The organism is Pseudomonas sp. D2002 (assembly GCF_013385735.1).
Lineage (GTDB): Bacteria > Pseudomonadota > Gammaproteobacteria > Pseudomonadales > Pseudomonadaceae > Aquipseudomonas.
This window is the reverse complement of record NZ_JACAPL010000011.1, coordinates 117,791-143,470: the sequence shown is the minus strand read 5'-3', so window position 1 is coordinate 143,470 and position 25,680 is coordinate 117,791. Positions and strand designations below refer to the sequence as shown.

Sequence of the window (25,680 nt, the reverse complement as noted above, 5' to 3'; positions counted from 1 at the left end):
GGGAGCACCTGAACATGCGTATCGCCTTAGACCCCTACATGTACCGCCACCTGCCCCTTGGCCAGATGGTCGACAAGGCCGCCGAGCTTGGCTATCAGCACATCGAGCTTTCCCCCCGCGAAGACTTCCTGCCGTTCTACAAAGCCGCCCGCGTCGACCGTGCGCGCATCAAGGAATTTCGCAAGGCCTTGAGCGATGCCGGTGTGCAGCTCTCGTCGTTGTTGCCGATGTACCACTGGGCCGCCGCCGATGAAGGCTTGCGCGTGGCTGCCGTGCGCAACTGGAAACGCGCGATCCAGATTGCCGTGGAAATGGACTGCGAACTGGTCAATACCGAGTTCACCGGCCAGTCCGATAACCCGCTGGTGTGCGAAAACCAGTTCATGCGCTCCATGGACGAACTGATCCCGGAGTTCGAGCGCGAAGGCGTCAAGCTGGATATCCAGGCGCACCCGTATGACTTCTGCGAGCGTAACAACGAGTCGGTGGACATCATTCGCGGCCTCGACCGCGACTGGATCAACTACCTCTACGCCGCGCCGCACACCTTCTTTTATGACGACGGCAAAGGCGATATTGCCTCGATGCTCAAGTACGCGGGTTCCAAGCTCAGCCATTTGATCATTGCCGACACCTACAACCACCGTGCGTCGTCCAACCTGCGCTACATCGTCAACCCGCCGGGCGTGACCGCCACCGTGCACCAGCACCTGGATATCGGCCAGGGCGAAGTCAACTGGGAGGCGTTTTTCGGCACCTTGCGCGAGCTCAAGTTCGACGGCATCGCCACGGTCTCGGTGTTTGCCTGGGAAGACCGGCCGGATGAGTCGAGCCGCATGATGCTGGAGCGGGTGACCCGCGAGCTGTGCCAATAAGCATTCGATCGTTCGATCGTTCCCACGCTCCGCGTGGGAACGCCTCACTGGACGCTCTGCGTCCGCGCTTGTGACGCAGAGCGTCACGGGCTGCATTCCCACGCAGAGCGTGGGAACGATCAAGAAGGAGTGTATGTATGCGAATCGGACTAGTCGGCTACGGCCATGGCGGCCGCTTCTTTCACGCGCCGTTGATTGCAACGCTGCCCGGCGCAACCTTCGTCGGCGTGGTGACGCGTTCCCCGGAGCGCCGCCAGCAACTGGCGACTGACCATCCCGGCCTCAAGGCCTACGATTCCATCGGCCAGATCGTCGAGGCCGGTGTGGATGCGCTGGTTATTTCCACCACCCTCAAAGGCCGCCCGGCCCTGGTGCTGGAAGCCATCGAACATGGCGTTGCGGTGGTCAGCGACAAACCCTTCGCCAGCAATGCCGAACAGGCCCAGGCGCTGATCACTGCCGCCGAACGCCAAGGTGTGTTGCTGAGCGTCTACCAGAACCGGCGCTGGGATTCGGATTTCCTCACCTTGCGCAAATTGATCGACACCGGCGCCCTGGGCGAGGTCACCCGGTTTGAATCCTGTGTGGAGCGCTACAACCCGCAATCGGTGGGCAATGCCAGCGGCGGCGGTTGGTTGCGCGACCTCGGCAGCCACTTGGTGGACCAGGCACTGCAACTGTTCGGCCCGGTGGATCGGGTGTTCGCGCAATTGCACTTCAGCGCGCAATACCCAACGCTGGATCACGGCTTTTTTGTCTCGCTGACCCACGCCAACGGGGTGATTTCCCACCTGCGGGGCAGTGCCCTGCAAAACAGCCAGGCCCCGCGTTTTCGTGTCAGCGGCACGCTGGGTTGCTACACCGTCGACGGCCTGGACGGCCAGGAAGAAGCGCTGATGGCCGGCAAGTCGCCAAAAACCGAAGGCGAGCACTGGGGCGCGGAGGAACATCGACGCTGGGGCTGGTTTGAACAAGGCGCTGAGCGCGAACGAGTGCCGTCGGAAAAAGGCTGCTGGACGCAGTTCTATCGCCAGTTGCAGAGTGCTGTGCAAGGGCAGGGGCCGTTGCCGGTAAGCGCCTATGACGCGCTGGAAACCACCCGTATATTGGACGCCGCACGCCTCAGCAACGAGCGCCAGCAGGTGGTTTCAATAAAAATAGAATGAAATTCTAAAAATGGTTGATATGGAAATTATTTTCCAATAGAGTCTTTTCCAGGTTGCAAAAAGTACGTCTCGGGCACGATCCGGGCGACTCAACAAAAACAAGATCAAAAACAACCAGGTACCGTCAGATGAAAATCTTCAACGCTGTACTGCGAGTTTTACGCCCTGCCCAGCAAGCGCCACGCGATCTGCCTCGCGCCCGGCCGTTTTATTTCTCCTTCCTTAATGTGCTGTGCGTCGAAAACAAAGGCGCCCTGGTGTGCTGCATCCCGGGAGCACCGATCGTTCGACTGCCCACATCCTCGCTCTGAAAAACGCAACGTCCACAAAACCAACAAGAAATTGGAGACAGACCGTTCATGAAGACCCCGATCCGTTTTACCGCGCTGGCCTTGTCCATGTTGCTTGCCAGCGGCTTTGCCACAGCGGCCGATCTCAAGATCGGCGTGAGCATGTCCGCCTTTGATGACACCTTCCTGACTTACCTGCGCGAAGACATGGACAAGCAAGCCAAGTCCTATCCCAAGGGCGACGGCGTACAGTTGCAGTTCGAAGACGCCCGCGCTGATGTGGTCAAGCAGCTGAGCCAGGTGGAGAACTTTATCAGCCAGAAGGTCGACGCGATTATCGTCAACCCGGTGGACACCGCGTCGACCAAGAACATCATCAGTGCGGCGACCAAGGCGGGCATTCCACTGGTGTTCGTCAACCGCCGTCCTGACCAGAAGGATCTGCCCAAGGATGTTGTCGCCGTGACCTCCGATGACGTAGAGGCCGGTCGCCTGCAAATGCAGTACATCGCCGAAAAGCTCGGTGGCAAAGGCAAGATCGTGATTCTGTTGGGCGACCTGGCCAACAACTCCACCACCAACCGCACCAAAGGCGTGAAAGAGGTCCTGGCCAAATACCCCGGTATCACCATCGAACAGGAACAGACCGGTACCTGGCTGCGTGACCGTGGCATGACGCTGGTCAACGACTGGCTGACCCAGGGCCGCGAGTTCAATGCGGTGCTGGCCAACAACGATGAGATGGCCATCGGTGCGTCCATGGCTTTGAAGTCGGCGGGCGCCAAGCCGGGCAGCGTGTTGATCGCCGGGGTTGATGGAACACCGGACGGCTTGAACGCGATTACCAAGGGCGACATGGCCGCGTCGGCATTCCAGGATGCCAAGGGCCAGGCGGTGGGTTCGGTGGAAGCGGCGCGCAAGATGGCCAAGCACGAGCCGGTCGAGCAGAACGTGATCATCCCGTTCAAGCTGATCACCCCCGACAACGTCAAAGACTTCAAGTAGCCCTTCATAACAACAATAAGCGAGCAGGGCGGCCACGGTCGCCCTGCTGATGGAGTACCCGATATGCTTGCTCAAGCGGTTGTCTCGCAGCCTCCCGGTATCCAGCCCCTGGCGCCGGAAGAACCCTACCTGCTGGAAATTCTCAATATCAGCAAAGGCTTTCCCGGCGTCGTGGCCCTGGCCGATGTGCAACTGCGCGTACGCCCAGGTTCGGTGTTGGCGTTGATGGGCGAGAACGGTGCGGGCAAGTCGACGCTGATGAAGATCATCGCCGGCATCTACCAGCCCGACGCCGGGGAGATTCGCCTGCGTGGCAAGCCGATCGTGTTTGAAACGCCGCTGGCGGCGCAGAAGGCCGGGATCGCGATGATCCACCAGGAACTCAACCTGATGCCGCATATGAGCATCGCCGAGAACATCTGGATCGGCCGCGAGCAGCTCAACAGCCTGCACATGGTCAACCACCGCGAAATGCACCGCTGCACCGCCGAGTTGCTGGCGCGCTTGCGCATCAACCTGGACCCGGAAGAACACGTCGGCAACCTGAGCATCGCCGAACGGCAGATGGTCGAGATTGCCAAGGCGGTGTCCTACGACTCCGACATTCTGATCATGGATGAACCGACTTCGGCCATTACCGAAAAGGAAGTGGCTCACCTGTTTTCGATCATTGCCGACCTCAAGTCCCAAGGCAAAGGCATCGTCTACATCACGCATAAAATGAACGAAGTGTTCGCCATCGCCGATGAAGTCGCGGTGTTCCGCGACGGCCACTATATCGGCCTGCAGCGCGCCGACAGCATGAACAGCGACAGCCTGATTTCGATGATGGTCGGGCGTGAACTGAGCCAGCTGTTCCCGGTGCGCGAGACACCCATCGGCGAGCTGCTGCTGTCGGTGCGCGACCTGCGCCTGGACGGCGTGTTCAAGGACGTGTCGTTCGACCTGCACGCCGGTGAAATCCTCGGCATCGCCGGGCTGATGGGCTCGGGCCGCACCAATGTGGCGGAAACCCTGTTTGGTATCACCCCAAGCAGTGGCGGGCAGATCACCCTCGACGGCAAACCGATACGCATCACTGACCCGCACATGGCCATCGAGAACGGTTTTGCGTTGTTGACCGAAGACCGCAAGCTCAGCGGGCTGTTCCCGTGCCTGTCGGTGCTGGAAAACATGGAAATGGCCGTGCTGCCGCATTACTCGGGCAAAGGGTTTATCCAGCAAAAAGCCTTGCGCGCGTTGTGTGAAGACATGTGCAAGAAGTTGCGGGTGAAAACCCCATCGCTGGAGCAGTGCATCGACACCCTGTCCGGCGGTAACCAACAGAAAGCTTTGCTGGCGCGCTGGCTGATGACCAACCCACGCCTGTTGATTCTCGATGAACCGACCCGCGGCATCGACGTCGGCGCCAAGGCCGAGATTTACCGCTTGATCTCCTTCCTCGCCAGTGAAGGCATGGCGGTGATCATGATTTCCTCCGAGCTGCCTGAAGTGCTGGGCATGAGCGACCGGGTGATGGTGATGCACGAGGGCGACCTGATGGGCACCCTCGACCGTAGCGACGCGACCCAGGAAAAAGTCATGCAGTTGGCTTCGGGTATGACCGTAGTCCACTGACGAACAGCAGCGTAGGCCCGCGTTTGGCCTGTGCCACAGAATAAGAAGGTGATTGGCTATGAACGCAATAACAGACAACAAGCCCGCCACGGCACCGGTCAAGCACCGCAGGCGTTTGCCCACCGAGCTGAGCATCTTCCTGGTGCTGATCGGTATCGGCCTGGTGTTTGAACTGTTCGGCTGGATCGTGCGCGACCAGAGTTTCCTGATGAACTCCCAGCGCCTGGTGTTGATGATCCTGCAAGTGTCGATCATCGGCCTGCTGGCGATTGGCGTAACGCAGGTGATCATTACCACCGGTATTGACCTGTCTTCGGGCTCGGTGCTGGCGTTATCGGCGATGATCGCCGCCAGTCTGGCGCAGACTTCCGATTTCTCCCGTGCGGTGTTTCCCAGCCTGACGGATTTGCCGGTGTGGATCCCGGTGGCGATGGGCTTGGGCGTCGGGCTGCTGGCGGGGGCGATTAACGGCAGCATCATTGCCGTCACCGGTATCCCGCCCTTTATCGCGACCCTGGGCATGATGGTCTCGGCCCGTGGCCTGGCGCGGTATTACACCGAAGGCCAGCCGGTGAGCATGCTCTCGGATTCCTACACCGCCATTGGTCACGGGGCGATGCCGGTGATCATCTTCCTGGTGGTGGCGGTGATCTTCCATATTGCCCTGCGCTACACCAAGTACGGCAAGTACACCTACGCCATCGGCGGCAATATGCAGGCGGCGCGGACGTCGGGGATCAACGTCAAGCGCCACTTGATCATCGTCTATAGCATCGCCGGGCTGCTGGCGGGCCTGGCGGGTGTGGTCGCCTCGGCACGTGCCGCGACCGGCCAGGCCGGCATGGGCATGTCTTATGAGCTGGATGCGATTGCGGCGGCGGTCATCGGCGGCACCAGCCTGGCGGGCGGGGTAGGGCGCATCACCGGCACCGTGATCGGCGCGTTGATCCTGGGGGTGATGGCCAGCGGGTTTACCTTTGTTGGGGTGGATGCATACATCCAGGACATCATCAAGGGGCTGATCATCGTGATCGCGGTGGTGATCGACCAGTATCGCAACAAGCGCAAACTCAAACGATAAATGAATCAAGGCTTGGCGCGGAAGCCAATGTGGGAGCGGGCTTGCTCGCGAATGCGGTGTATCAGTGCCAGATGTATTGACTGACACTGCGCATTCGCGAGCAAGCCCGCTCCCACATTTGAACCTTCTCCAGCCAGTTTCAACCGTCTGTCTTCTATATAGCTCCACACCACTGAATTTCTTGCTATAAACGCACTCCGATGACCATTCGCCAAGCCCGTCCTGGTGCCTTTGGGGGTTAATTGGGAAAAAATGCCTGTCATTTCAGTTGCTGAGCCCTCAAGTCGGCCTTAGACTGCCGCCCCTCGTAAATTGAGTGCCGGGTGGCGCTTGAAATGAACGGCGCCTTTCCGAGGCCTGCAGAGGTCTGCCGGAACGCTCCCTTATTCGCCTTAATGCACGTATTTTTTATAGAGAAATCAATGACAAAGGAAAAGTTGCTGGCCATGCCGGCGGATGACTACATGAATGCCGAACAGCACGCTTTTTTTGAGCAGTTGCTGCAGGACATGAAAGTGGAACACCACGAGCGCATTGAACAGAACCGCATCGCCATTGAAAGCCTGGATACCCCGGCTGACCCGGCTGACGCCGCTTCCGTTGAAGAAGAGCGCACCTGGCTGGTGAATGCCATCGACCGCGACCAGCGTATGCTGCCGCAGCTTGAGCGTGCACTGGAACGCATCAAGGAAGATTCCTTTGGCTGGTGCGACGACAGCGGTGAGCCTATCGGCCTCAAGCGCCTGCTGATCAGCCCGACCACCAAGTACTGCATCGAAGCGCAAGAGCGTCACGAGCAGATCGACAAGCACCAGCGTCAAGCGTGATGTGCTGAAGTTGGGCGCTGCTGACGTGGCGCCCAAGCGAAATACAGGTTACGCCCCTGTCTATTGATCTGTTGCAAACTCCCCCACTAAAGGCTCATGGATAATGGCCCGATAGTGGCGTTTAATGCAGCAACAATAACGACAAAGCAGTGGGGTAACGACGATGGCTGGAGACGGATCTCTGATGGGCGCAGCAGTGCCACCGCACACGGTGGCGCGCGTGCTGCCCGGCTGGCTGACGCCGCTCCTGCAGAGCACCTCTCTGGTGCTGGTACTGCTGGGCCTGGCGTTTGCCGGCTTGCCGTTCTACCTGTGCCTGCCCCTGGTCTTGCTGGTGGTCTGGCTACCGCGCTTTAAAACCCGAAAGCCCGTGCGCGCAGACTCCGCCGCGTCCGATGCGATGGGTGAACTGACCCGCGACCTCTCCTACACCACCAGTCATAACGCGCTTTCGGCTGCCGGCGTGGCCTATTCGGTCAAGCAACTGGCGGCCCGTTTGCAGTCGCAGTTGAGCGCGGCCAAGCAAATTGTCAGCAGCGCCGAAGTCATGATCGGCACTGAAAAGGTCACCTCGCAACTCAGCCGACAGGCCCTCGGCGCGGCCAGCCAGGCCCACCAGCGCAGCACCGAAGGCCGCGAAGTGTTGGCCCAGTCGATCACCCGCATGCACCAACTCAGCCAGCGCGCGAATGCCAGCCGCGAGCTGATCGAGGCCTTGAGCCAGCGCAGCGAAGAGATTCAACGCGTAACCCTGGTGATTCAGTCCATCGCCAGCCAGACCAACCTGCTCGCGTTAAACGCGGCCATTGAAGCGGCGCGCGCCGGTGAGCACGGGCGCGGGTTTGCCGTGGTGGCCGATGAGGTGCGCGGCCTGGCCGGGCGCACCGCCACGGCCACCGATGAGGTGGGGGTGATGGTCGCCGATATCCAGCAACGCACGGCGCAGGTCGTGGAGCAGATTCGCCAGTTGTCGGCGGACTTGCACACCGGCGTCGAGCAAGTGGAGCACGCCGGGGCGCAGCTGGAGAGCATCGCCAGCCTGGCGGCGGATGTGGAAGGGCAGGTCAACGAAATCGCCCAGGGCACCGACACCAACCGCGTGCAACTCGACAGCCTGTTCCATGCCGTGGAGCAAATGCGTAGCGACCTGAGCGTGAGCGACCAGCAAACCCGCCAACTGGCCGACGCCGCCGTGCAAATGGAAGGGCAGGCCGAAACCATCAGCGAGCGCCTGGCCGAAGTCGGGCTGGATGACTATCACCAGCGCATCTACGACCTGGCCCGTGAAGGCGCGAACCGCATTGCCGAGCAGTTCGAAGCAGACGTACTGCAAAACCGTATCAGCCTGCAGGACCTGTTTGACCGCAGCTACACGCCGATCCCGAATACCAGCCCAAGCAAGTACCACACGCGTTTTGACGGCTACACCGATCAGGTCTTGCCGGCGATCCAGGAAGCGCTGCTGCCGCGCCATGAAGGCTTGGTATTCGCCATCGCCTGCACGCCTCAAGGCTATGTGCCGACGCACAACAAGGCGTTTTCTCAAGCGCTTACGGGCGATCCACAGGTCGACGCGCTGCAGAACCGTACCAAGCGCAAGTTCGAAGACCGCACGGGTATTCGTTGCGGCAGCCATCAACAAGCGGTGCTGTTGCAGACCTACACCCGTGATACCGGTGAGTTGATGCACGATTTGTCAGTGCCCATCATGGTCAACGGGCGGCATTGGGGCGGGCTGCGGTTGGGCTATAAGCCGGAGACGGCCAAGCCCCCGCGCTAGGGATTGTTGCTGTTTATGCAATGGAGCTATTCCGGGGATAGCTTTTTCCAACTGGCAGAAAACCGTAGCATGGCGAACATTGTTAGCCAGCTAACTAATGCTGCGGAGAAGCACCATGCAAAACAAAGTCGATGTCGCCGTGATGATCGGCAGTGGCGTACCCGAAACCCTGCGTGCGCTGGGCCAGAAGGCTTGCTGGGTGGTGTTGCTCAATGGCGAGCAACGCGGCACGGCGTTTGCCAGCCGCGATGAGGCGCAGGAGTGCAGGGCTGCCTGGCAGGCGCTGTTGCGCCTGGAACAGTCAGACAGCCTGCATTGAGTTATCGCGGTTGATGCAGGCGCTGGTTCAACTCATCCACGGCGATCGCCCATTCGGCATCATCACGCAATTCTTCCTTGAGAAACGCCGCCTGTTGCGGCGTCCAGAAAGGTGCGTCGATCAGCTTCACGTCTTCGGTCAGCGGATGTTCATCGATGAATGCGTCGATTGCTTCGGGGGTTGATTCCAGGCCGAGTTGTTCAAACAAGGTTTCAAGCGTTGGGATTGGCGCGTCCATATTTCGTTCTCCATGCAAGGTGATGGTCTTGTGCATGTGAGGCGCTGGAGGCGGCAGAGTTCTATCGGATTATCAGGAATTGAGTGCGCCTGAATCCACAGCGGTTTTCAGGGCTTTGGCGGCATCTTTTGCGGCAATGGCGGCGGCGTCGACAGTTTTGAACCAGCGATCTTTTTCCACTTGGTGCGTGGTCACGGTCGTCAGCGGAGGTTTGGCCCGCATGATGATTACCGCTTGGAACTCACCGTCTACTTCTCGCACATCGCCATGGATGAAAAATTCGCCAATATCAAATTCCGTCACGTATAGCCTTCCCTTCAAGGTAACCGCACTGATGAAACCTGACCCGCAGGGGGCAAACTTCATGGACGGGTCAGTATGGCAGTTGTTGAGGGGCGGCGGCGCAGTAAAGTCATCCGGATGACGAAACGATCCCGCCGTGAACGGTGTGCAAGCTGGTTTCGAGTTTTTTCGCCAGTTCACAGGCCCGAATGTGGTTGCTGCGAAAGCCTCTGATTCGGCCGCTGGTCACTTCCAGGATATGAAAGAAATTCCGTCCGGCAGGTACAACTCGGTAAAGAACGGAATTGGAGTACCCGTTGGGGTCAGGCAAGCAGTAGTATTGGCGCTCGTCTTGACATGATGAACGAGTGCGGGAAGACATGGCGTCGTGTTGGCGTGGTTGCATGCTCAGCTCCTGTCGAACGATCTTGTTGACCCTCCAGCAACGTTTCGGGTGGTTTTGACCCGTGTTGCTGTTTTAGTATTGTCGTCGGCAGCCAATGCTTGGTTCCACGCCAGGTAGTTTTTTATGTGTGTGTTGTCGGAAACAGCGCTTTTAATTGAGTTATTCTCTGAAGCTGGTCGGCCCGTGTTCTCGGGCGGTTGAACCTGTGATTTCCTGAGGTGCCTGATGACCTGCGTAAGGTCTATCGCGCATGCCTGTACTAGTCTTGCGGCGCAGCAGCGGGTTCTCTTCAGTTTCTTAACAAATGTGTGATCGTGCCCCAGGGCCGTTTTTTTGTGCTGCCCGCTCCGGCAGGTAGCAGTAATTTTGATGTGGGGGCGTTTCCTTGGCAGTCAGTAATCTGGATATGCACGCGTTATTCGTGCTGGGTGATTTGCGCGCAAAGTTGGTCAAGCAGTTTCAATCGCGTTTCGTCTACATCACCGAACAAACGCCGGAAGGCATCTATATCGCCGAAATCGATACCGAATCGGCGATGGTGGTGGATGACAAACAGCGTCTGGAGCTCAAGGTGGGCGACCATTTTCGCGCGGCCGTGTTGCCGAGTCGCGAGGGTGGCAAGTTCGAGTTGAAGTTCCGCGACATCAAGTTGACCGTGTATGGCCTGGGCGATTACGCCTTTGTGACTTCGACCGAAGGCCAGGGCATCGTGTTCAAGGAAGGCCACAACGTCATGCTGGTGTTTGCCGCCAACGAGCAATTGCAGGAAGGCCTGACCAAAACCCTCAAGGCCGTGACCGGCAAGGCCGCCAAGTGGCGCAAGGGTGAGCTGGTAACGTTCAAGGCCAGTGAGTAGTCGATAAACGTCGCGTGTATTCTTGCTCTCCCGGAACCTCTACTACAGTTGAGTTGACTTAACTATTCAGAGGCTTCGCGCATTGGCAGCAAAGCCGTCCGCTATTGCTGCGAAAACGCGAGGTGCAAAGGCATGAAAGGATTTAAAACCCTATTGGCAGCGTCCCTGACGGCCTTGAGTCTGTCAGTGGCTTCAGTGCCGGTTTCGGCCGCCCAGGCACCGGTGCATTTCGCCGACCTGAACTGGGAAAGCGGCAGCCTGATCACCGAAGTACTGCGCTTTATCGTCGAGAAAGGCTATGACCTGCCCACCGACACGTTGCCCGGCACCACCATCACCCTGGAAACCGCGCTGGCGAAAAATGACATCCAGGTGATTGGCGAGGAGTGGGCCGGCCGCAGTCCGGTTTGGATCAAGGCCGAGGCCGAAGGCAAAGTGGTGGGCCTGGGCGATACCGTCAAGGGCGCCACCGAAGGCTGGTGGGTGCCGGAATACGTGGTCAAGGGCGACCCCGCCAAAGGCCTCAAGCCGCTGGCGCCGGACCTCAAGAGCGTTACGGACCTGGCGCGTTACAAGGACGTGTTCAAGGACCCCGAATCTCCAGGCAAGGGGCGCTTTCTCAACAGCCCCATCGGCTGGACCTCGGAAGTGGTCAACAAGCAAAAGCTCAAGGCCTATGGCCTCGACGACAGTTATGTGAACTTTCGCAGCGGCTCGGGTGCAGCCCTGGATGCGGAAATCGCCTCGTCAATCCGTCGTGGCAAGCCGGTGTTGTTCTACTACTGGTCGCCGACGCCATTGATGGGGCGGTACAAACTGATCCAACTGGAAGAACCACCGTTTGACGCCGACGCCTGGAAGACACTGACCGATGCGGATAACCCCAACCCGAGACCGACCCGCTCGTTGGCGTCCAAGTTGAGCATTGGTGTGTCGACGCCGTTCCAGCAGGAACATCCGCAGATCGCCGAGTTTTTTACCAAGGTGCAATTTCCTATCGAGCCGCTGAATAAAGCGTTGGCGACGATGAGCGAGAACCATACAGCGCCACGCGAAGTGGCCCAGGCGTTTCTCAAGGAGCACCCTGAGGTGTGGAAGGCGTGGTTGACGGAGGATGTGGCGCAGAAGGTTGAGGCGGGTTTGAAGTAAGCCGATAATCTTTCTATTGGATGCAGATCCAAATGTGGGAGCGGGCTTGCTCGCGAAGGCAGTGTGCCAGTCACTGAATATATTGGCTGAACTACCGCATTCGCGAGCAAGCCCGCTCCCACATTTTTAAGTGTATTTCAGGCTTAGAACCTGGTTTGAACGGCCACCTCGAAGGTCCTTGGCGAACCTAAATAATAAGCCGGCGACACATGCGCAAACTCCGCATAAACCTCATTCGTCAAGTTGCGCACCCGGCCGGTCACCGAGGTGTGCGAGTCGACCCGGTAGCGCAGGAATGTCCCGAACAACGTGTAGGCCGGCACCGTCAGGGTGTTGGCGTTGTCTGCATACACCTCTGCGACATACCGCGCATCCACGCCACCTTGCCAGTCCTGTGTGAAGTCATAAGTCAGCCACAGATTGCCTACACGCTTTGGCACGTTGGTCGGCGTATTGCCCTTGCGCGAGACCACCGCGCCGCTGGCGATTTTCTCGTTGAAGTCGTCGTACTCGGCATCCACCCAGGCAAAGTTGCCTTCTGCCAGCAACTTGGGCGTGATTCGCAGTGAACTGGCCAACTCAACCCCCTTTGAGGATTGTGCCCCCACCGGGATGCTGTTGTTCGGGTCCAGCGGGTCGGTAACGGCGAAATCCTTGCGCTCGATCTTGTAGGCCGCGACGGTGGCCGAACCGCGCCCGTCCAGGTAATCGAACTTGCTGCCCACTTCCCACTGCTTGCCGGTCGACACGTCGAACACTTGGGTGGTAGTCGACGGCTGCTCGGCCGCCGTGCTGTATTGCACGTACACATTGGCTGACGGGATGAACTGGTAGGTCAGGCCGACGCGCCCGGTGACCGGCTCCCAGCTGCGCTTGAAGTGACGCGGGTTGGTGGCCGTGACGGCTCTGTGGTTGGTGACATCCAGGTCGATAGCGTCGTAGCGCAAGCCGGTCAGCAGCGAGAGTTTGTCGGTGAGGCCCAGGCGGTTTTCCACGAACAAAGCCTTGGTGGTGACTTCGTTGGTTTTGTCCTTGATGAAGCCGGGCTTGGTGCCGGGTATAGCGTAGAAGTGTCCCGGGTTGTAGTTATTCGGGTCCACGGTGCTGTTGCCTGGCACGTTCAACGGGTTGTTTGTGGTGCTGTTGACCTTGTACTCGAAGCCACCGGACCAGGTCGTTGACAGGCCGAAGAACGTATCGTCATGGCGCAGCTCGAACTGGTTGCCGTTTTGTTCGCCTTGATGGCGGACCTGGTAGGCCGTCGAACGGTTCACCGCGCTGTTGTCGGCGTTGTATTGGTAGGTCTCCAGGTTGCGGTAGTCGCGCTGGCTGTCCAAGTGATAAAGGGTATTTTTCAGCGTGGTGCTGTCGTTGATCCGATAGTCGATGATCGAGCGCGCCCAGATCGTGCGCTGCTCGTAACGACCATCGGCGACGTTGTAGTTGTTGAAGCGGTTGTGCCGGTCAATTTTCAGCTCTCCGGCCTTTGGGTTGAGCACCGGCGTACCCCAATAAGGGCTGTCTTCATGCTCATCCTGGTATTCCAGCGCCAGGGTGTGGGACAAGTAGGGGGTCAGGTCGCTGAGCAGCGAAAACGCCACGCTCCAGGCATCCCGCTGGTCGCGGTCGATGTAGCTGTGGTTGGTGTTGCGGCTCACATCCAGGCGCGCGTAATGCTGCACCTCGGCGCCCGGTTCGGTCAGTGCGTGGTTGAGGCCGAAGGCCATGCCGGCGGTGTCGTAGCTGCCGTAGGTGAGTTGGCCTTCGGCCGCCTGTTCTTCGCGGGTTGCCAGTTTGGTCACGTAGTTCAGCGAACCGCCCACGGAGCCTGCGCCATTGATCAAGGAGGAGGGCCCGCCGACCAGTTCGACGCGGTCATAGACCCACGCATCCACTGGCCGGGCCAAACCGGTGGCGACGTTGATGCCGTTGAACATCTGGGTGATCTGGCTGCTGGTAAACCCACGATAGGACACGAACCCGCCAAACCCCGGCGGCGCGCTGGCGTTAACGCCGGGCAAGGTGTTGGCCGCATCGCGGAAGGTCTTGGCGCCATGGCGCTCAATATCATTGCGCGTGGCGATGGCCACCGACGCCGGCGTCTCGCGCACGCTTAAACCCAGCCGCGACGCCATGCCGCTGGATTGGTCGAGCGCCAGGCCGGGCTCGGCGGCTTGCTCACCATCAATAGTGGTGGGGGCCAACTCAAGCGCCCAGCCACAGACAGGCAGGCAGCCGAACAGGCCCGCCAACAGGGGTAAATGTTTCATGGTTGAATCCTGAAAAACTTGGCTTGAAAACAGCGCACAGCCGCGCGTATTCCCCAACGGGAACGTTTGGACGGTGCAGATCAGAAAGCGAAGGGATCAGGCGAAAGCGGGAGGCGCGCGCGGGTTGGCCGCAGGCCAGGTGAAGCGGGCAGGGATGTCAGCGGCAAGCACCACCGCCGGTGGTGGCGCATGGGGTTGTGGCAACACCGCCACATTCAGGCTGGAACTCAGTGCCGGGCCCATACCGCCGGTCGAACATAACGGGCAGCCGAACGCCTTGGACAGCGTCGGCAGGTTCTCATCCGTGGAATTGGTTTGCGCGGGCGCCTGGGTACGCGGGTCCACCGTACAGAACTGGCCGCCGATGCCGTTGAGCTGCATCCCCAGCATTTGCCCATGGCCAATACTGCACGCGAACACATTGAACAGGACGCAGCAGTAAAGCATCCAGGCAATGAGCGAGCGGTCGGCACGGGCGAATTTCATGGGGCGGCACTTTACCATCAGCCGCCGACGAAATGCCTACAAAAAATCTCAGGGCGACTATCATCATTCGCACATTTTCAGGGAGCGCCCGCCATGAGCTTTGTCATCGCGCGATGGATCGTCGGGGTTTTTACCTGCATCAGCATGGTGCACTTGTACTGGGCCGCCGGCGGCAAACTCGGCAGCCTCGCCGCCATCCCCCAACTGCCCGGCGAATTCGTCCACGGGCCGCGGCCAGCCTTCAAACCCTCGGCACTCGGCACGTTCCTCGTCGCGATGGGCTTGGTGGCGATTGCATTGCTCGTCTGCCTGCGGGCCGGGCTGTATTTCTCGCCGGTGTCCCATGGCGCGCTGCAGTGGGGGATCAGCGCGATTGCCGTGGTGATGTTTGCCAGGGCGATTGGCGATTCGGAGTTGGTGGGGTTTTTCAAGAAGGTGGGTGGGTCGAGGTTTGCCAGGTTGGATACGTATTTTTATTCGCCGTTGTGTTTGGTGTTGGGGGTGGGGTTGTTGGTGGTGGCGTGGGGGTGAGGGGGGCTGTGCGATGCTAAATGTAGCTAATTCACATCAGTTTTATCTTTTTTTTAGCTCCTAATTTAAGAGTTGATGAAGCAACAAACGTCTTCAGCGCTTATTTTTACGAGTGTTATTTTGTTCAGCGCTGTAATGACTTCGTTTTTATATTCGGTCGAAAATGAAAGCTGGGCTGCTGCGTGTGTTTCGCTGTCGTAAAACCTACACAGAATTATGGATGGATGTGCTTTTAAATAATCGTGGATTTTTACAGCGGTGATGCTGGTTTCAAAAATTGTCATGCTGGTCCAAAGATCACATATTTCTGAACTGGATTTTTGAAGCAATAAAATGACGTCATGCGAGCCTTGCAGAGCCTGATGATCTATTTTTCTCGGCTCGCTCGGTCGATTTTTGATAACAGAGTAAACCTTGCTTGCTTCATTTTTTTTGAAGAAATCTCCGCTTTTAAGTTCGTTGGATAAACTTTTCTTCAATAGATATTCTTCAGTTTTTGAATTGAATTCTGCTCCGTCTATCGATCTCCACTCTTGCTTAATAGGCCAATTTTTTGAAAGCCTTTCTGCAACCTCGCACCAGGAAATCCAAACGCTGATGAATTCGTGATCAATCAAAGTTATCGTAGTGAAAGCTGGGTCGTTTGTCTGGTCTCTACCTTCCCATGGTTTGACTCCAGGCTCGTCTATGTAGGCCGTTTTCATTTCTATCTCTTGAAGTAAGTGTGGGAGTCGTCGCCGATTTTCAAAGGAACTTTAACGTCACCCACTGTGTTTTTGGTGTTGAAATGTGGTCCATGGTTGCCTTCTGAGTGACCCAGCGAATGTTCAAGGATTTTGGTTTCGTGATTTTTTTTCAAACTGAAGACGTACACCCGCCCCATGGTATGCCGGTCTTGGTCACGAATTCGCTCCCGATAGATTTTTATCGGCTGAGTATTTTGTGGGATGCCTCCAATTTCTTTGGCCCTTCTAAACGCTCCGTTTCTCGAAAGTTTACTATCAAATCCCTTCGGCGGGCTTACATCACCTTCATTAACCTTGGCGGTTTTCGCCGGATCCTCGGTGTGATGTGACGGTTTACATCCGTCACCACCCGGACATGTGTTCAACCCTAACGGATCCACCCACCCTGTCGGATTGGGCACGTACTGGTAAACGTTGATCCCACCCGCCAGCTTCACCGGATCAGGCGTCAGATAGCGGCCAATATCTGGATTGTAGTAGCGATGGCGGTTGTAGTGCAGTCCGCTTTCCGGGTCGAAGTATTGGCCTTGGAAGCGCAGGGGGTTGTCGATTTTGTTGATGTCTAGGCGGTTGATCTGGCCGTAGGCGCGGTAGTGCGCGGACCAGACGATTTCGCCGTCGGGGGCGGTGAGTTCCTGCGGTGTGCCGAGGTGGTCGAGTTGGTAGTGGAAGGGCTGGGTGTCTTGAGGGCCAAAACCTTCCAACAGTACTAAGGGCCGAAAGCTGTCCGGCTCGTAGATGTAGCTGCGATGACGATCGGCGTGATGCTCCGCAACCAGCTTGTCGCCTTGCCAGAAAAACTCAGTGGTTATCCCATCAACGGTTTTGCTGATCCGCCGACCAAATGGGTCATAGCGGTAGCTGGCGGTTTGCCCGTTAGGTTGAGTAACGCCGATCAACCGATGCTGGCAGTCGTAGCGGTACTCGGTGACGAGTTGGTGCCCTTTACCGCGCCTTTGGCGGATCAGATTGCCGAACGCGTCATAGTCATAATGATGATCGCCCTGGATCACCAGCCGATTCCCCGCCACGATGTCCGGCCCTGGGCGGTCTTGCATGAGCAGGTTTCCAGCCGGGTCGTGGCCGAAGCGCTCCTGCTGGTCTTGCGAGTGATCGGCCCGAGTCAGGCGGGCGAGGGGGTCGTAGTGGTAGTGGTGTTCGCCTTTGCGGGTGTCGAGCAGGCGGGTGAGGTTGCCGGTTTTGTCGTAGTCGTAGTGGCGGCGGTAGAGCTTGTGTTCTTCCTGGGTCACTGCGTGGGCGTGCAGGCGGTTTTGCTCGTCGTAGTGGTAGTGGCTGAGCAGTTCGCCTTGCTGGCGCTGGCGCTCGCGGCCGGTTTTGAACAGGTGGGAGGTGAGGGTTTTGCCATTCAGTTCGACGGTGGCGAGGTGGCCGCCTTTGTCGTGGTTGAAGGTGAGGCGGTTGTTGTCCGGCAGGCGCAGGTTTTTCAGTTGGCCGCAGGTGTCGTAGCCGTAGCGCAGGGTGCCCCAGCCTTGGTGGTCGGCGGTGAGGCGGTTTTGGCTGTCGTATTCGTAGGCTAACGCCCAGTGGCCGTCGTCGACGCTGAGGAGGTTGCCCTGGCGGTCGTAGGTGTATTCAACAACGTTGGAATCGGGAAGGGTTTTTCGTACGAGCCGCCCGGAAGCGTCTCGCTCGTAGCGGGTGACTAGCTGACTGCCGTCATCGCCGTGTTCGGTCTTTTCCAGCAGGTAGCCGTTGAGGTCGTAGACGTAGGCCGTACGCTGGCCGTCAAAACCGATTTCTTGCTGGATCAGGCCGTTGGGGTGGTAATCAAGTTGGTAGGTCTCGCCGACTTCGTTTTCGATCTCGGTCAGCAATAACCGTACGTTGTCGTAGCGGTAGTTGACCTGGGTGCCATCGGGATTTTGGCGGCGGCTGATCAGGTGCAAACCATTGGCATATTCGTAACGGGTGACGTGGCCCAGTTCATCACGTTCAGAGGTGATTTTTCCGTACGGGTTGTAGCTGTATTCTCGCGCTGCGCCGCCAGGAAGTACGACACGAACCAACCGACCCACACCATCCCACTGATACTGGGTCAGCGCGCCATGCTCATCCTCACGCGCAACCTGTCGCCCAACATCGTCATAGCGATACCGCTTAACCCCACCATTCGGCAGCTGTTCCTCAACAAGCTGCCCACGCTCATTCCAAACCAGCCGATGACAACCGTTATCCGGATACCAAACCCCAACCAGTTGCCCATGTTTGTTGTAGGTGTAGTCCGTAACGTTGCCGTCAGGATCTGTCTGACGCGTAACGTCGCCCTGTTCATTACGCTCATACTTCCAAACCGCCTCACCGCGCCGCACAACCCGTACGAACCCGTTGTCATGCTCGTAGGATGTCGGCTCATCCTCCCCCGGAAATAACGCCACCAAACGCCCAGCGTCGTCGTACTGATACGCCGTCACCGCGCCCAGTGGATCCTGCTCGACCGTTAGCCGGCCCTTGTCGTCGTAGGATTTGAAGTGCTCAGCACCATCGGGATCAATCCGCTGCACCAGCCGCGCGCGCTGGTCATGGACATACACTTCCTGACTGCCATCAGCGTTATGAACCGTAACCCGACCGCCGTCCTCCCAGGCATACCGCGTGTCCATCTGCGAAAAACTGGCCCAGTGCCGAACACAGCGCGCCGCCTTACCAGCCCGTTCCCATTCCCAAAAAAAACTCGCCCCACCGGCCAATTGCCGCTCAAGAATGACGTGCTGATCGTCGTACCGATAAACCTCGCTTTCGCCTACGGCATTGGTCGCCGAAACCAGTCGCCCAGCCTCGTCATAGGCGTAGGAAACGACGTTCTGCTCCGTCACCCAGACGTAGGGCTCACGGCCTTTGGCGCGATGAACCTGATAGTCCACCGCCACAATGCGCCCAAGCTCATAGCGCAAAAACAAAGACCGGCCTACACCGTTATCCAGCCGCTCAATCCGGCCCAAACGATCACGAATAACCCGCAGCCGGTTGTCATACGCGTCGCTGATCGCTGTCAGCTGACCATCGCAAAAGTGATAAAAGCGCGATGCCTGAGCCAGTACCAACTCATCGGGCAGGGCACCCAAGTAGATCGCCGCTTCGGCCAAGCTGTTGGTAATCGCAGGTCGGGAAACGGTAGGCAACGGAAACTCAGTACTGCGATTCTCATGATCCGTCCAAACCACCGAATCACCCGAAACCACCAGCCTTTGCGCCAGCGAATGACTCCAGCCAAACCCCAACCCGCAATCCACTTCCACCGCACTGGTGCGGTACAGCCGCGTCCACTCAAACGGCAAAATCCCGTCCAGCGCGCCATCGGTGAGGGTGAGCAATTCTTCCCCGGTGACCATCGACACCGGGCAGCCATTGGTGGCGGTTTTATCCGCAGGGGCCGCCGCATCGCCCTGGGGATTTTTCGCCGACACGGGCGCATCATCCACACGCTCTTTCTGCTTCAGCACCGTGTTCTGCCGCGCCCGCCAGCGCATCTGCATCGTGCCTTGCTTCAGCCCACCGACTACGCCACGAACCGCCACCGCCTTGTAGCGATCCACCGCCAGCATGAACTTGGTCAGAATCCCGAGCAGGCCACGCACAAAGCCAACCGCGGCATTCAGTATCCGCGCGCCATACTTCACCAACCGCAAGCTCAGATACGCCACACCCGCCGCCGGCAGCGCGATCATCAACACCGCGCCAATCACCAGGTCGATCAACAGCGACACCACAAACCCCGCCGCCGCCTCAGCCATCTCACCGGGTGGCAACGCCTCCAGCCACAGCATCGCCGTGCGCACCATCAGGTACAGCGCCGCCTCGTCACTGGCCAGTAACATGGCTTTTTCCATGACCTGCGGCGCGTCGGTGGCCAGCTGCGCCAACTTGGCGGCCTCGGTGCCGAGTTGCTCGACGTACTTCAACGGGTCTTCAAGAATTGCCTGCACCAGCTTGATGCTGTCCCACACGTCCCGGATCGCCGCCCAACTGCCCGCCAGCACGCCGCTGCCAATTGCGCTGGCGGTGGATTGTTGCCAGGACGGTTTGAAGCCGTTCCATTGCTCGCGCAGCCATTGCTCCAGGTCTGTCGTCAGCCCGGCGTAGGAGGCGAACAACGCGTCTACCTGCTGCGCGGAAACGCCGCCCTGTACCCGCACCTGATAGCGCCCGCCGGCCACGCAGGTATGTGAGCCTTTGCCATGTTCATCCAGCATGACCACCGTAGAACTGCCGTCCTCCAGGCGAATCACCTCAACCGGGATTTCGCCGATCGGCACGTCGTACACCGACTCGAACTTGCTCTCGATCTTCAGCTCGCCACCCGCCGGGCAGCGCGCAACGGTGGAAAAATCCGCATCGGACATGCTGAAGGAACGTTGCGAATCCCCCACCCGCAGCACTCGGTCCATCCCCAGCAACGACGGCATGTCCGCTGCATGGCTGACCGTATCCAGCGCCCGCGCATACCAGGCGCCCATCTGCTGGCGATACTCCGCCAGGCTCTGATGGAAGCCATTGAGTTCATGTTCGATAAAGGCAATGTGGGCGGCGTGGGTCATCCGTGACGTCTCGGCAAAATGGCAAGGCGTCGGAGCATGCCGCAGGAAAAAGCGCCCGGATGAACGGCTGGAAAAATCAGAAAGGGACGACTGTAGGCGGGTAAAAACCGCGAAGAACTAGCCCGACGGCCTACACAAAAAAGCGACCTGGCTCATTGCATAAAACCTCAGCAAATAAAAACCACTCTCATCCTTGCCCGATTTTCCGACATGGCCGTCATGGTTAATAGAACCTCTATTACGCAGGATTTCCCATGTCGCGCCTTGCTCGTCCCTTGCATCCACTGGCCCTGTCAGTGGCGTTTGCCTTTGCCGCCGTGCCATTGCTGGCCGTCCAGTCCTCGTTCGCCGAAGAAAGCAGCAGCGCGTCGCGCCGGTTCTCGATTTCCGCCGGTGACCTCAGCCAGGCCCTCAACAGCCTGGCCGAACAGGCCGGCCTGGTATTGGCATTCGATGCAAGTTTGACTCGCGGCAAGCGCAGCAACGGTTTGAACGGGCAGTACGACACCGACGTGGCGCTGACTCAGTTGCTCGCCGGCAGCGGACTGCAGGCGCTGAAGATCTCCGCCGACCGCTACCGCCTGGAAGCCATACCGGATAACGGCGGCGCCATGGAGTTGCAGGCCACCACCATCAGCGGCACCTACCACAGCGAAAGCCCTACCGGGCCAGTCGCCGGTTATGTGGCCACCCGCAGCCTGTCGGGCACCAAGACCGACACTGCGCTGATCGAAACCCCGCAGTCGATCTCCGTGGTCACCAAGGACCAGATGCGCGCGCAGAACGCCGAAAGCCTCAACCAGATCCTGCGCTACAGCGCCGCCGTGGTCCCGGAAACCCGCGGCGCCACGGCCTCGCGTCTCGACCAGTTGACCATCCGCGGTTTCGCCCCGGCCACTTACCTTGATGGCCTGCGTATGCCGTCGAGTCGTGACGCGTTGCCGCAAAAAGACGCCTTTGACCTGGAGCGCGTCGAAGTGCTGCGCGGCCCGGCGTCGGTGCTGTACGGGCAGGGCACGCCGAGCGGGGTGATCAACATGGTCACCAAGCGCCCGTTGGACACGCCGTTTCATGAAGTCGGCGTCGAGTACGGCACCTTCAACAAGAAGCGCACCACCTTCGACCTCAGCGGCCCGCTGGATGATCAGGGCGTGTATGCCTACCGCGTAGCGGGGTTGTTCGATGATGCCGATGGCCAGGTCGAACACACCGAAACCCGTCGCCAGTCGCTGTCCAGCGCCTTCACTTGGCGCCCGGACGAGGACACCTCGCTGACCTTGCTCGGGCATTTCCAGAAGGACCCCAAAGGCGCGTCCTACGGTTCTATTCCCGCTTGGGGCTCGGTGTTGCGCAGCCCCACCGGGCGCAAGATCGACGTGGATTTCTACGACGGCGAAAAGAACTTCGAGAAGAGCGACCGCGAGTACTACTCCCTCGGCTACGCCTTCGAGCATCACTTCAACGATGTCTGGACCGTGCGCCAGAACGCGCGTTACCTGCGCGCCGAAGGCATCTACCGCAGCATTTACAACAGCAACCTGCAGGCCGATTACCGCACCTCCAACCGCTCGACCATCGCCACCGACGTCGACATGGACGCCTACACCCTCGACAACCAGCTGCAGGCCAAATTCGACACCGGGCCGCTGCAGCACACGCTGTTGATGGGCCTCGACTACCAGAACACCAGCACTGACACCAAGGCCGGTTACGGCAAGGGCCCGGACCTGGACATCTTCGACCCGGTGTACGGCGCGCCTGTGGTCACGCCGGCGTTCGCCACCGACGCCACCTCACGCAGCGAGCAGACCGGGGCGTACCTGCAAGAGCAAATGAAGTGGGATAAATGGGTGCTGTTGCTCGGTGGTCGTTATGACTGGGCCAGCACCGACAGCACCACCAAAACCATCAAAACCGGCGCCAAGAGCAAATCCTCGCTGGACAGCAAGGCGTTTACCGGCCGTGTCGGCCTGGTCTACCTGTTCGATAATGGCCTGGCGCCGTATGCCAGCTACGCGGAGTCGTTCAACCCGCAATCGGGCACCGGTTATGGCGGTTCAGTGTTCAAGCCGACCGAAGGCAAGCAGTATGAAGTCGGCATCAAGTACCAGCCGCCGGGCAGCAACAGCTTTATCACCGCGGCGATTTTCGACCTGCGCCAGAGCAACGTGCCGACCATGGACCCGGACCCAAGCCATCTGTGTGGCAACGGCCGGTGCAGCGTCCAGGACGGCGAGCAACAGTCGCGTGGCTTTGAACTGGAAGGCAAGGCCAGCCTCAACGATAACCTCGACATCACTGCGGCCTACGCCTACCTGGATAACCGCGCGAGCAAGTCCAACAGCACCGTGCAGTACGCGCCGCTCACCGATAAAGGCATAGGCCCGGCGATTCCGGTGGAAGGCACCACCACCTACGGCGTACCACGCCACACGGCGTCGGCGTGGGCCGACTACACCTTCCACGACGGCCAGCTCAAGGGCTTTGGCGTCGGCGCCGGTGCGCGCTATGTCGGTTCGTCCTGGGGCGATACCGCCAACACCCTGAAAGTGCCGGGCTACACCTTGGTCGATGCGGCGGTGCATTACGACATCCCCAACATCGCCAACCCCAAGGACAACCTGCGCCTGGCACTGAACGCGACTAACCTGGCGAACAAGGAATACGTGGCGTCCTGCTACTCCTATTCGTGGTGCTGGTATGGCTCGCAGCGCACGGTGCAGGCGAGTGCGACCTACCAGTGGTAAATCGGTAAGGACGCTGTGTGTGGCGAGCGAGCTTGCTCGCGCTGGGGCGCGCAGCGGCCCCTCATCAGCACACCCGTATCTGCCAGGGAGAATGCGGTGTTGGTGTTGGGGCCGCTTCGCAGCCCAGCGCGAGCAAGCTCGCTCGCCACAGGTGTGTTCGCTTAAGCAAATAAGGCAATTTAATGGCCCCTTTGTAACAAAATTCTCGCCAGAATCACTTTTATTTTCAGGTGGTTAGGTGAGGAAGCAAATGCGCACTGTTGGAATCATGCTGATCGCCTGCTCATTGGCGGGTGGCGCGGCTGCCGTGCAGGCACGGGAGCTGCGCGAGGGTGACAAGTACATGTGCAGTTGGGGCGCCGGCACGGCGGCCAGGGCTCAGGAGCTCAAGCTGTCGGGCGTGTCGTTGTACGCCGCGCGGCAAAAGATCCAGACCATCAAGTTCAACAAATCGTGGATGCGCATGATGGCCATGGGCATCACCGAACAGACTTACGACAGTCGCTCACGGCTCAAGCCCGAGGCGATTCGCCAGAGCTTTTACCAGGATTGCCTGCGCTACAAAGTGGCGCGTAAGTAAACGCGGGGGAGGCTCAGCGTGAGTGCGTCCCCACGCAAACACCGACCTGTGCAAAATCTGCGTAAGCCTGTCCAACTTTGCCGTGGCGCCGCTGGCCATACTGGCGCCAGGTAAACCAAGAGGCACAGGCCATGACCGACTACGTATTCACCCCTGAACAAATCCCGTCCCTGGCCATCCAGGGCAGCGCGGCGCGTTTCCCGTTGCGCCGCGTATTTTGCGTGGGCCGCAACTACAGTGAACACGCCCGCGAGATGGGGCATGACCCGGACCGCGAGCCGCCGTTCTTTTTCATGAAGCCCGCCGATGCGGTGGTGCCGGCCGAGGGCGTGATCGCCTACCCGCCGCTGACCGCCGACCTGCACCATGAAGTGGAATTGGTTGTCGCCATCGGCAAGGGCGGCGTGGACATCAACCCTGAAGACGCGCTTTCCCACGTCTGGGGTTACGGCGTGGGCATCGACTTGACTCGCCGCGACCTGCAAGCCGAGGCGAAAAAGCTCGCGCGCCCGTGGGAATGGGGCAAGGCCTTTGATCAGTCGGCACCCAGCACCGCGTTGCAGCCCGTGAGTGCGGTAGGTCACCCGTCCAGCGGCAAAATCTGGCTGAAGGTCAACGGCGAGCAACGCCAGGTCGGCGACTTGGCCGACCTGATCTGGTCCGTCAGCGAAATCATCAGCTACGCCTCAAAATCCGTAGCGCTCAAGGCTGGCGACCTGATCTTTACCGGCACCCCGGCAGGCGTCGGTGCGGTGCAGCCGGGGGACGTGCTCACCGCAGGCGTCGACGGCGTTGGCGAGCTGAGCTTCACCCTGAGCAAAGGTTGAGGCTAAAGTGGTGCCCAGGCCAATCGAGAGACTGTTATGCCAGGCACCCGCGTCACCACCTATGGCATGGAACAACGCAGCGACCGCCCCGACTTCTATATCCGCGACAAACGCGGGCGGGCGGCGCTGACCAGTCCACATCGGCATGAGTACTTCCAGATCCAGATCAACCTGGGCGGCGACACCGTGCAGCATATCGGCGGCGCGGTACGGCCGTTTCCGCACAAGGCCCTGGCGTTTATCCTGCCCCATCGCCTGCACGTGATTCCCCATCCTGAAGACGGCGAGTTCATGCTGATCAACTTCAGCCAGGCGTTTTTTTTGCCGCAACTGACCTGCGACCCGCTGGACCTGGAAGACATTCCCATCGGCCAGGCCCCGGAACTGTCGCCGTTTCGCTTTCAGGAACAGCTGGATTTCATTCTCGACGATGCGGCTTTCGACGAAGTGAAAACCTGGCTTACGCATATGCGCACCCTCGACGCCCAGCGCACCTTCGGCGCCCGTGAGCGGTTAAAAGGCTATCTCTTCCAACTGATCGGCCTGGTCTGCGAGCAGTACGCCGAACCCTTGCAGGCGTTTGCCGCCAACAATGCCACCCGGCGCAGGCGCAAAGACGCGTTAGCGCGGGTGCAAGGCTACATTCGCGAGCATGTGCACGAGCCGACCCTCAACCTGACCGACGCCGCTGCCGCCGCCTTTTTGTCACCCAACTACCTCACCCACCTGCTGCGCAAGGAAACCGGCAAACCGTTTTCCCAGTTGGTGTTGGACCGCCGTATGCAATTGGCGCGCACCTTATTGCTCAACAGTGCGCAGATGATCGGAGTGATCGCCCAGCGTTGCGGGTTTACCGATGAGGCGTACTTTTCGCGCTGCTTCCGCAAGGCCCATGGTGTGGCGCCGGGGCAGTTTCGTCGCCAGCAACAGGCCAACGCGGTCTAGTTAAGGTGGGCAGATTTGTCTGGGAGCAGCAGGCCCGGCTGTTTACAAATCCACGACAAACCTTATGTTTCTATATGCATACAATTGCATCCTTCAACAGG

At 59.3% G+C, this 25,680-nt stretch carries 22 protein-coding genes; 16 read left to right on the top strand and 6 right to left on the bottom strand.

Translation table 11 applies throughout. The features are described 5' to 3' along the window. Positions 1-14 precede the first annotated feature (14 nt). The 9 genes from HX783_RS21930 (at position 15) to HX783_RS21895 (ending at position 8,960) form a co-directional block, all read left to right on the top strand. Positions 15-875, top strand: coding sequence for a sugar phosphate isomerase/epimerase family protein (locus HX783_RS21930; protein ID WP_177018208.1), 861 nt, complete (start codon positions 15-17; stop codon positions 873-875). Positions 876-1,012: 137 nt separating this feature from the next. Next, positions 1,013-2,041, top strand: a complete 1,029-nt coding sequence (locus HX783_RS21925; RefSeq protein WP_177018207.1) for a Gfo/Idh/MocA family oxidoreductase — start codon at positions 1,013-1,015, stop codon at positions 2,039-2,041. A 128-nt stretch (positions 2,042-2,169) separates the two neighbouring features. Continuing rightward, positions 2,170-2,352 (top strand): hypothetical protein, encoded by a 183-nt coding sequence (locus HX783_RS30035; protein ID WP_232109225.1) that lies wholly within the window; start codon positions 2,170-2,172, stop codon positions 2,350-2,352. A 48-nt stretch (positions 2,353-2,400) separates the two neighbouring features. Further along, complete coding sequence (locus tag HX783_RS21920; RefSeq protein ID WP_177018206.1) at positions 2,401-3,336, top strand: sugar ABC transporter substrate-binding protein; 936 nt, start codon at positions 2,401-2,403, stop codon at positions 3,334-3,336. Positions 3,337-3,399: 63 nt separating this feature from the next. Then, positions 3,400-4,953 (top strand): sugar ABC transporter ATP-binding protein, encoded by a 1,554-nt coding sequence (locus tag HX783_RS21915; RefSeq protein ID WP_177018205.1) that lies wholly within the window; start codon positions 3,400-3,402, stop codon positions 4,951-4,953. 58 nt (positions 4,954-5,011) lie between these two features. Continuing rightward, positions 5,012-6,034: an ABC transporter permease gene (locus HX783_RS21910; RefSeq protein WP_026013640.1), complete on the top strand. Its 1,023-nt coding sequence runs from the start codon at positions 5,012-5,014 to the stop codon at positions 6,032-6,034. 422 nt (positions 6,035-6,456) lie between these two features. Further along, on the top strand, positions 6,457-6,861 hold the full coding sequence (locus HX783_RS21905) for a TraR/DksA C4-type zinc finger protein (protein ID WP_010564800.1): 405 nt from the start codon (positions 6,457-6,459) through the stop codon (positions 6,859-6,861). A gap of 163 nt (positions 6,862-7,024) precedes the next feature. Next, entirely contained in the window at positions 7,025-8,641 is a 1,617-nt protein-coding gene (locus HX783_RS21900; protein ID WP_371317701.1) for a methyl-accepting chemotaxis protein, read from the top strand. A gap of 115 nt (positions 8,642-8,756) precedes the next feature. Next, entirely contained in the window at positions 8,757-8,960 is a 204-nt protein-coding gene (locus tag HX783_RS21895; RefSeq protein ID WP_177018203.1) for a hypothetical protein, read from the top strand. Between the two features lies 1 nt (position 8,961). On the opposite strand, the gene HX783_RS21890 is transcribed toward HX783_RS21895, so the two are convergent. Next, positions 8,962-9,198, bottom strand: a complete 237-nt coding sequence (locus HX783_RS21890; RefSeq protein WP_177018202.1) for a DUF2789 domain-containing protein — start codon at positions 9,196-9,198, stop codon at positions 8,962-8,964. Positions 9,199-9,270: 72 nt separating this feature from the next. Next, positions 9,271-9,501, bottom strand: a complete 231-nt coding sequence (locus tag HX783_RS21885) for a hypothetical protein (protein ID WP_159961506.1) — start codon at positions 9,499-9,501, stop codon at positions 9,271-9,273. A gap of 791 nt (positions 9,502-10,292) precedes the next feature. Here HX783_RS21885 and HX783_RS21880 point away from each other — a divergent pair. Then, positions 10,293-10,742: a hypothetical protein gene (locus HX783_RS21880; RefSeq protein WP_174245635.1), complete on the top strand. Its 450-nt coding sequence runs from the start codon at positions 10,293-10,295 to the stop codon at positions 10,740-10,742. A gap of 132 nt (positions 10,743-10,874) precedes the next feature. Continuing rightward, the gene (locus HX783_RS21875; protein ID WP_159957277.1) at positions 10,875-11,891 is read left to right on the top strand and encodes an ABC transporter substrate-binding protein; all 1,017 of its coding nucleotides are present in this window, start codon (positions 10,875-10,877) and stop codon (positions 11,889-11,891) included. Positions 11,892-12,034: 143 nt separating this feature from the next. Here the strand turns inward: HX783_RS21875 and HX783_RS21870 are convergent, their stop codons facing one another. Both HX783_RS21870 and HX783_RS21865 read right to left on the bottom strand, forming a co-directional pair. Beyond that, entirely contained in the window at positions 12,035-14,161 is a 2,127-nt protein-coding gene (locus HX783_RS21870; RefSeq protein WP_177018201.1) for a TonB-dependent siderophore receptor, read from the bottom strand. Positions 14,162-14,257: 96 nt separating this feature from the next. Beyond that, positions 14,258-14,647 carry a DUF2946 domain-containing protein gene (locus HX783_RS21865; protein WP_177018200.1) on the bottom strand — a complete coding sequence of 130 codons (390 nt, stop codon included), beginning with the start codon at positions 14,645-14,647 and terminating at the stop codon, positions 14,258-14,260. A gap of 93 nt (positions 14,648-14,740) precedes the next feature. On the opposite strand from HX783_RS21865, the gene HX783_RS21860 reads away from it, so the two are divergent. Then, positions 14,741-15,178, top strand: a complete 438-nt coding sequence (locus HX783_RS21860) for a DUF3995 domain-containing protein (RefSeq protein WP_177018199.1) — start codon at positions 14,741-14,743, stop codon at positions 15,176-15,178. Positions 15,179-15,243: 65 nt separating this feature from the next. Here HX783_RS21860 and HX783_RS21855 read toward each other — a convergent pair whose 3' ends face one another. Continuing rightward, positions 15,244-15,882: a hypothetical protein gene (locus HX783_RS21855; protein WP_177018198.1), complete on the bottom strand. Its 639-nt coding sequence runs from the start codon at positions 15,880-15,882 to the stop codon at positions 15,244-15,246. 2 nt (positions 15,883-15,884) lie between these two features. Further along, complete coding sequence (locus HX783_RS21850) at positions 15,885-20,480, bottom strand: RHS repeat-associated core domain-containing protein (protein ID WP_177018197.1); 4,596 nt, start codon at positions 20,478-20,480, stop codon at positions 15,885-15,887. A 254-nt stretch (positions 20,481-20,734) separates the two neighbouring features. On the opposite strand from HX783_RS21850, the gene HX783_RS21845 reads away from it, so the two are divergent. The 4 genes from HX783_RS21845 (at position 20,735) to HX783_RS21830 (ending at position 25,579) form a co-directional block, all read left to right on the top strand. Next, the gene (locus tag HX783_RS21845; protein WP_177018196.1) at positions 20,735-23,227 is read left to right on the top strand and encodes a TonB-dependent siderophore receptor; all 2,493 of its coding nucleotides are present in this window, start codon (positions 20,735-20,737) and stop codon (positions 23,225-23,227) included. Positions 23,228-23,477: 250 nt separating this feature from the next. Next, the gene (locus tag HX783_RS21840; RefSeq protein WP_145164581.1) at positions 23,478-23,807 is read left to right on the top strand and encodes a hypothetical protein; all 330 of its coding nucleotides are present in this window, start codon (positions 23,478-23,480) and stop codon (positions 23,805-23,807) included. Positions 23,808-23,938: 131 nt separating this feature from the next. Then, on the top strand, positions 23,939-24,634 hold the full coding sequence (locus tag HX783_RS21835; protein ID WP_159957265.1) for a fumarylacetoacetate hydrolase family protein: 696 nt from the start codon (positions 23,939-23,941) through the stop codon (positions 24,632-24,634). A gap of 36 nt (positions 24,635-24,670) precedes the next feature. Continuing rightward, positions 24,671-25,579 (top strand): AraC family transcriptional regulator, encoded by a 909-nt coding sequence (locus HX783_RS21830; RefSeq protein ID WP_177018195.1) that lies wholly within the window; start codon positions 24,671-24,673, stop codon positions 25,577-25,579. Positions 25,580-25,680: the final 101 nt, after the last annotated feature.

What these genes read in the sequence shown, in the direction of transcription:
- HX783_RS21845 (WP_177018196.1), top strand. Translation starts at nt 20,735, where the DNA reads ATGTCGCGCCTTGCTCGTCCCTTGCATCCACTGGCCCTGTCAGTGGCG.
- HX783_RS21895 (WP_177018203.1), top strand. Translation starts at nt 8,757, where the DNA reads ATGCAAAACAAAGTCGATGTCGCCGTGATGATCGGCAGTGGCGTACCC.
- HX783_RS21925 (WP_177018207.1), top strand. Translation starts at nt 1,013, where the DNA reads ATGCGAATCGGACTAGTCGGCTACGGCCATGGCGGCCGCTTCTTTCAC.
- HX783_RS21835 (WP_159957265.1), top strand. Translation starts at nt 23,939, where the DNA reads ATGACCGACTACGTATTCACCCCTGAACAAATCCCGTCCCTGGCCATC.
- HX783_RS21860 (WP_177018199.1), top strand. Translation starts at nt 14,741, where the DNA reads ATGAGCTTTGTCATCGCGCGATGGATCGTCGGGGTTTTTACCTGCATC.
- HX783_RS21865 (WP_177018200.1), bottom strand. Translation starts at nt 14,647, where the DNA reads ATGAAATTCGCCCGTGCCGACCGCTCGCTCATTGCCTGGATGCTTTAC.
- HX783_RS21880 (WP_174245635.1), top strand. Translation starts at nt 10,293, where the DNA reads ATGCACGCGTTATTCGTGCTGGGTGATTTGCGCGCAAAGTTGGTCAAG.
- HX783_RS21915 (WP_177018205.1), top strand. Translation starts at nt 3,400, where the DNA reads ATGCTTGCTCAAGCGGTTGTCTCGCAGCCTCCCGGTATCCAGCCCCTG.
- HX783_RS21910 (WP_026013640.1), top strand. Translation starts at nt 5,012, where the DNA reads ATGAACGCAATAACAGACAACAAGCCCGCCACGGCACCGGTCAAGCAC.
- HX783_RS21905 (WP_010564800.1), top strand. Translation starts at nt 6,457, where the DNA reads ATGACAAAGGAAAAGTTGCTGGCCATGCCGGCGGATGACTACATGAAT.
- HX783_RS21830 (WP_177018195.1), top strand. Translation starts at nt 24,671, where the DNA reads ATGCCAGGCACCCGCGTCACCACCTATGGCATGGAACAACGCAGCGAC.
- HX783_RS21900 (WP_371317701.1), top strand. Translation starts at nt 7,025, where the DNA reads ATGGCTGGAGACGGATCTCTGATGGGCGCAGCAGTGCCACCGCACACG.
- HX783_RS30035 (WP_232109225.1), top strand. Translation starts at nt 2,170, where the DNA reads ATGAAAATCTTCAACGCTGTACTGCGAGTTTTACGCCCTGCCCAGCAA.
- HX783_RS21850 (WP_177018197.1), bottom strand. Translation starts at nt 20,480, where the DNA reads ATGACCCACGCCGCCCACATTGCCTTTATCGAACATGAACTCAATGGC.
- HX783_RS21840 (WP_145164581.1), top strand. Translation starts at nt 23,478, where the DNA reads ATGCGCACTGTTGGAATCATGCTGATCGCCTGCTCATTGGCGGGTGGC.
- HX783_RS21890 (WP_177018202.1), bottom strand. Translation starts at nt 9,198, where the DNA reads ATGGACGCGCCAATCCCAACGCTTGAAACCTTGTTTGAACAACTCGGC.
- HX783_RS21875 (WP_159957277.1), top strand. Translation starts at nt 10,875, where the DNA reads ATGAAAGGATTTAAAACCCTATTGGCAGCGTCCCTGACGGCCTTGAGT.
- HX783_RS21920 (WP_177018206.1), top strand. Translation starts at nt 2,401, where the DNA reads ATGAAGACCCCGATCCGTTTTACCGCGCTGGCCTTGTCCATGTTGCTT.
- HX783_RS21870 (WP_177018201.1), bottom strand. Translation starts at nt 14,161, where the DNA reads ATGAAACATTTACCCCTGTTGGCGGGCCTGTTCGGCTGCCTGCCTGTC.
- HX783_RS21855 (WP_177018198.1), bottom strand. Translation starts at nt 15,882, where the DNA reads ATGAAAACGGCCTACATAGACGAGCCTGGAGTCAAACCATGGGAAGGT.
- HX783_RS21930 (WP_177018208.1), top strand. Translation starts at nt 15, where the DNA reads ATGCGTATCGCCTTAGACCCCTACATGTACCGCCACCTGCCCCTTGGC.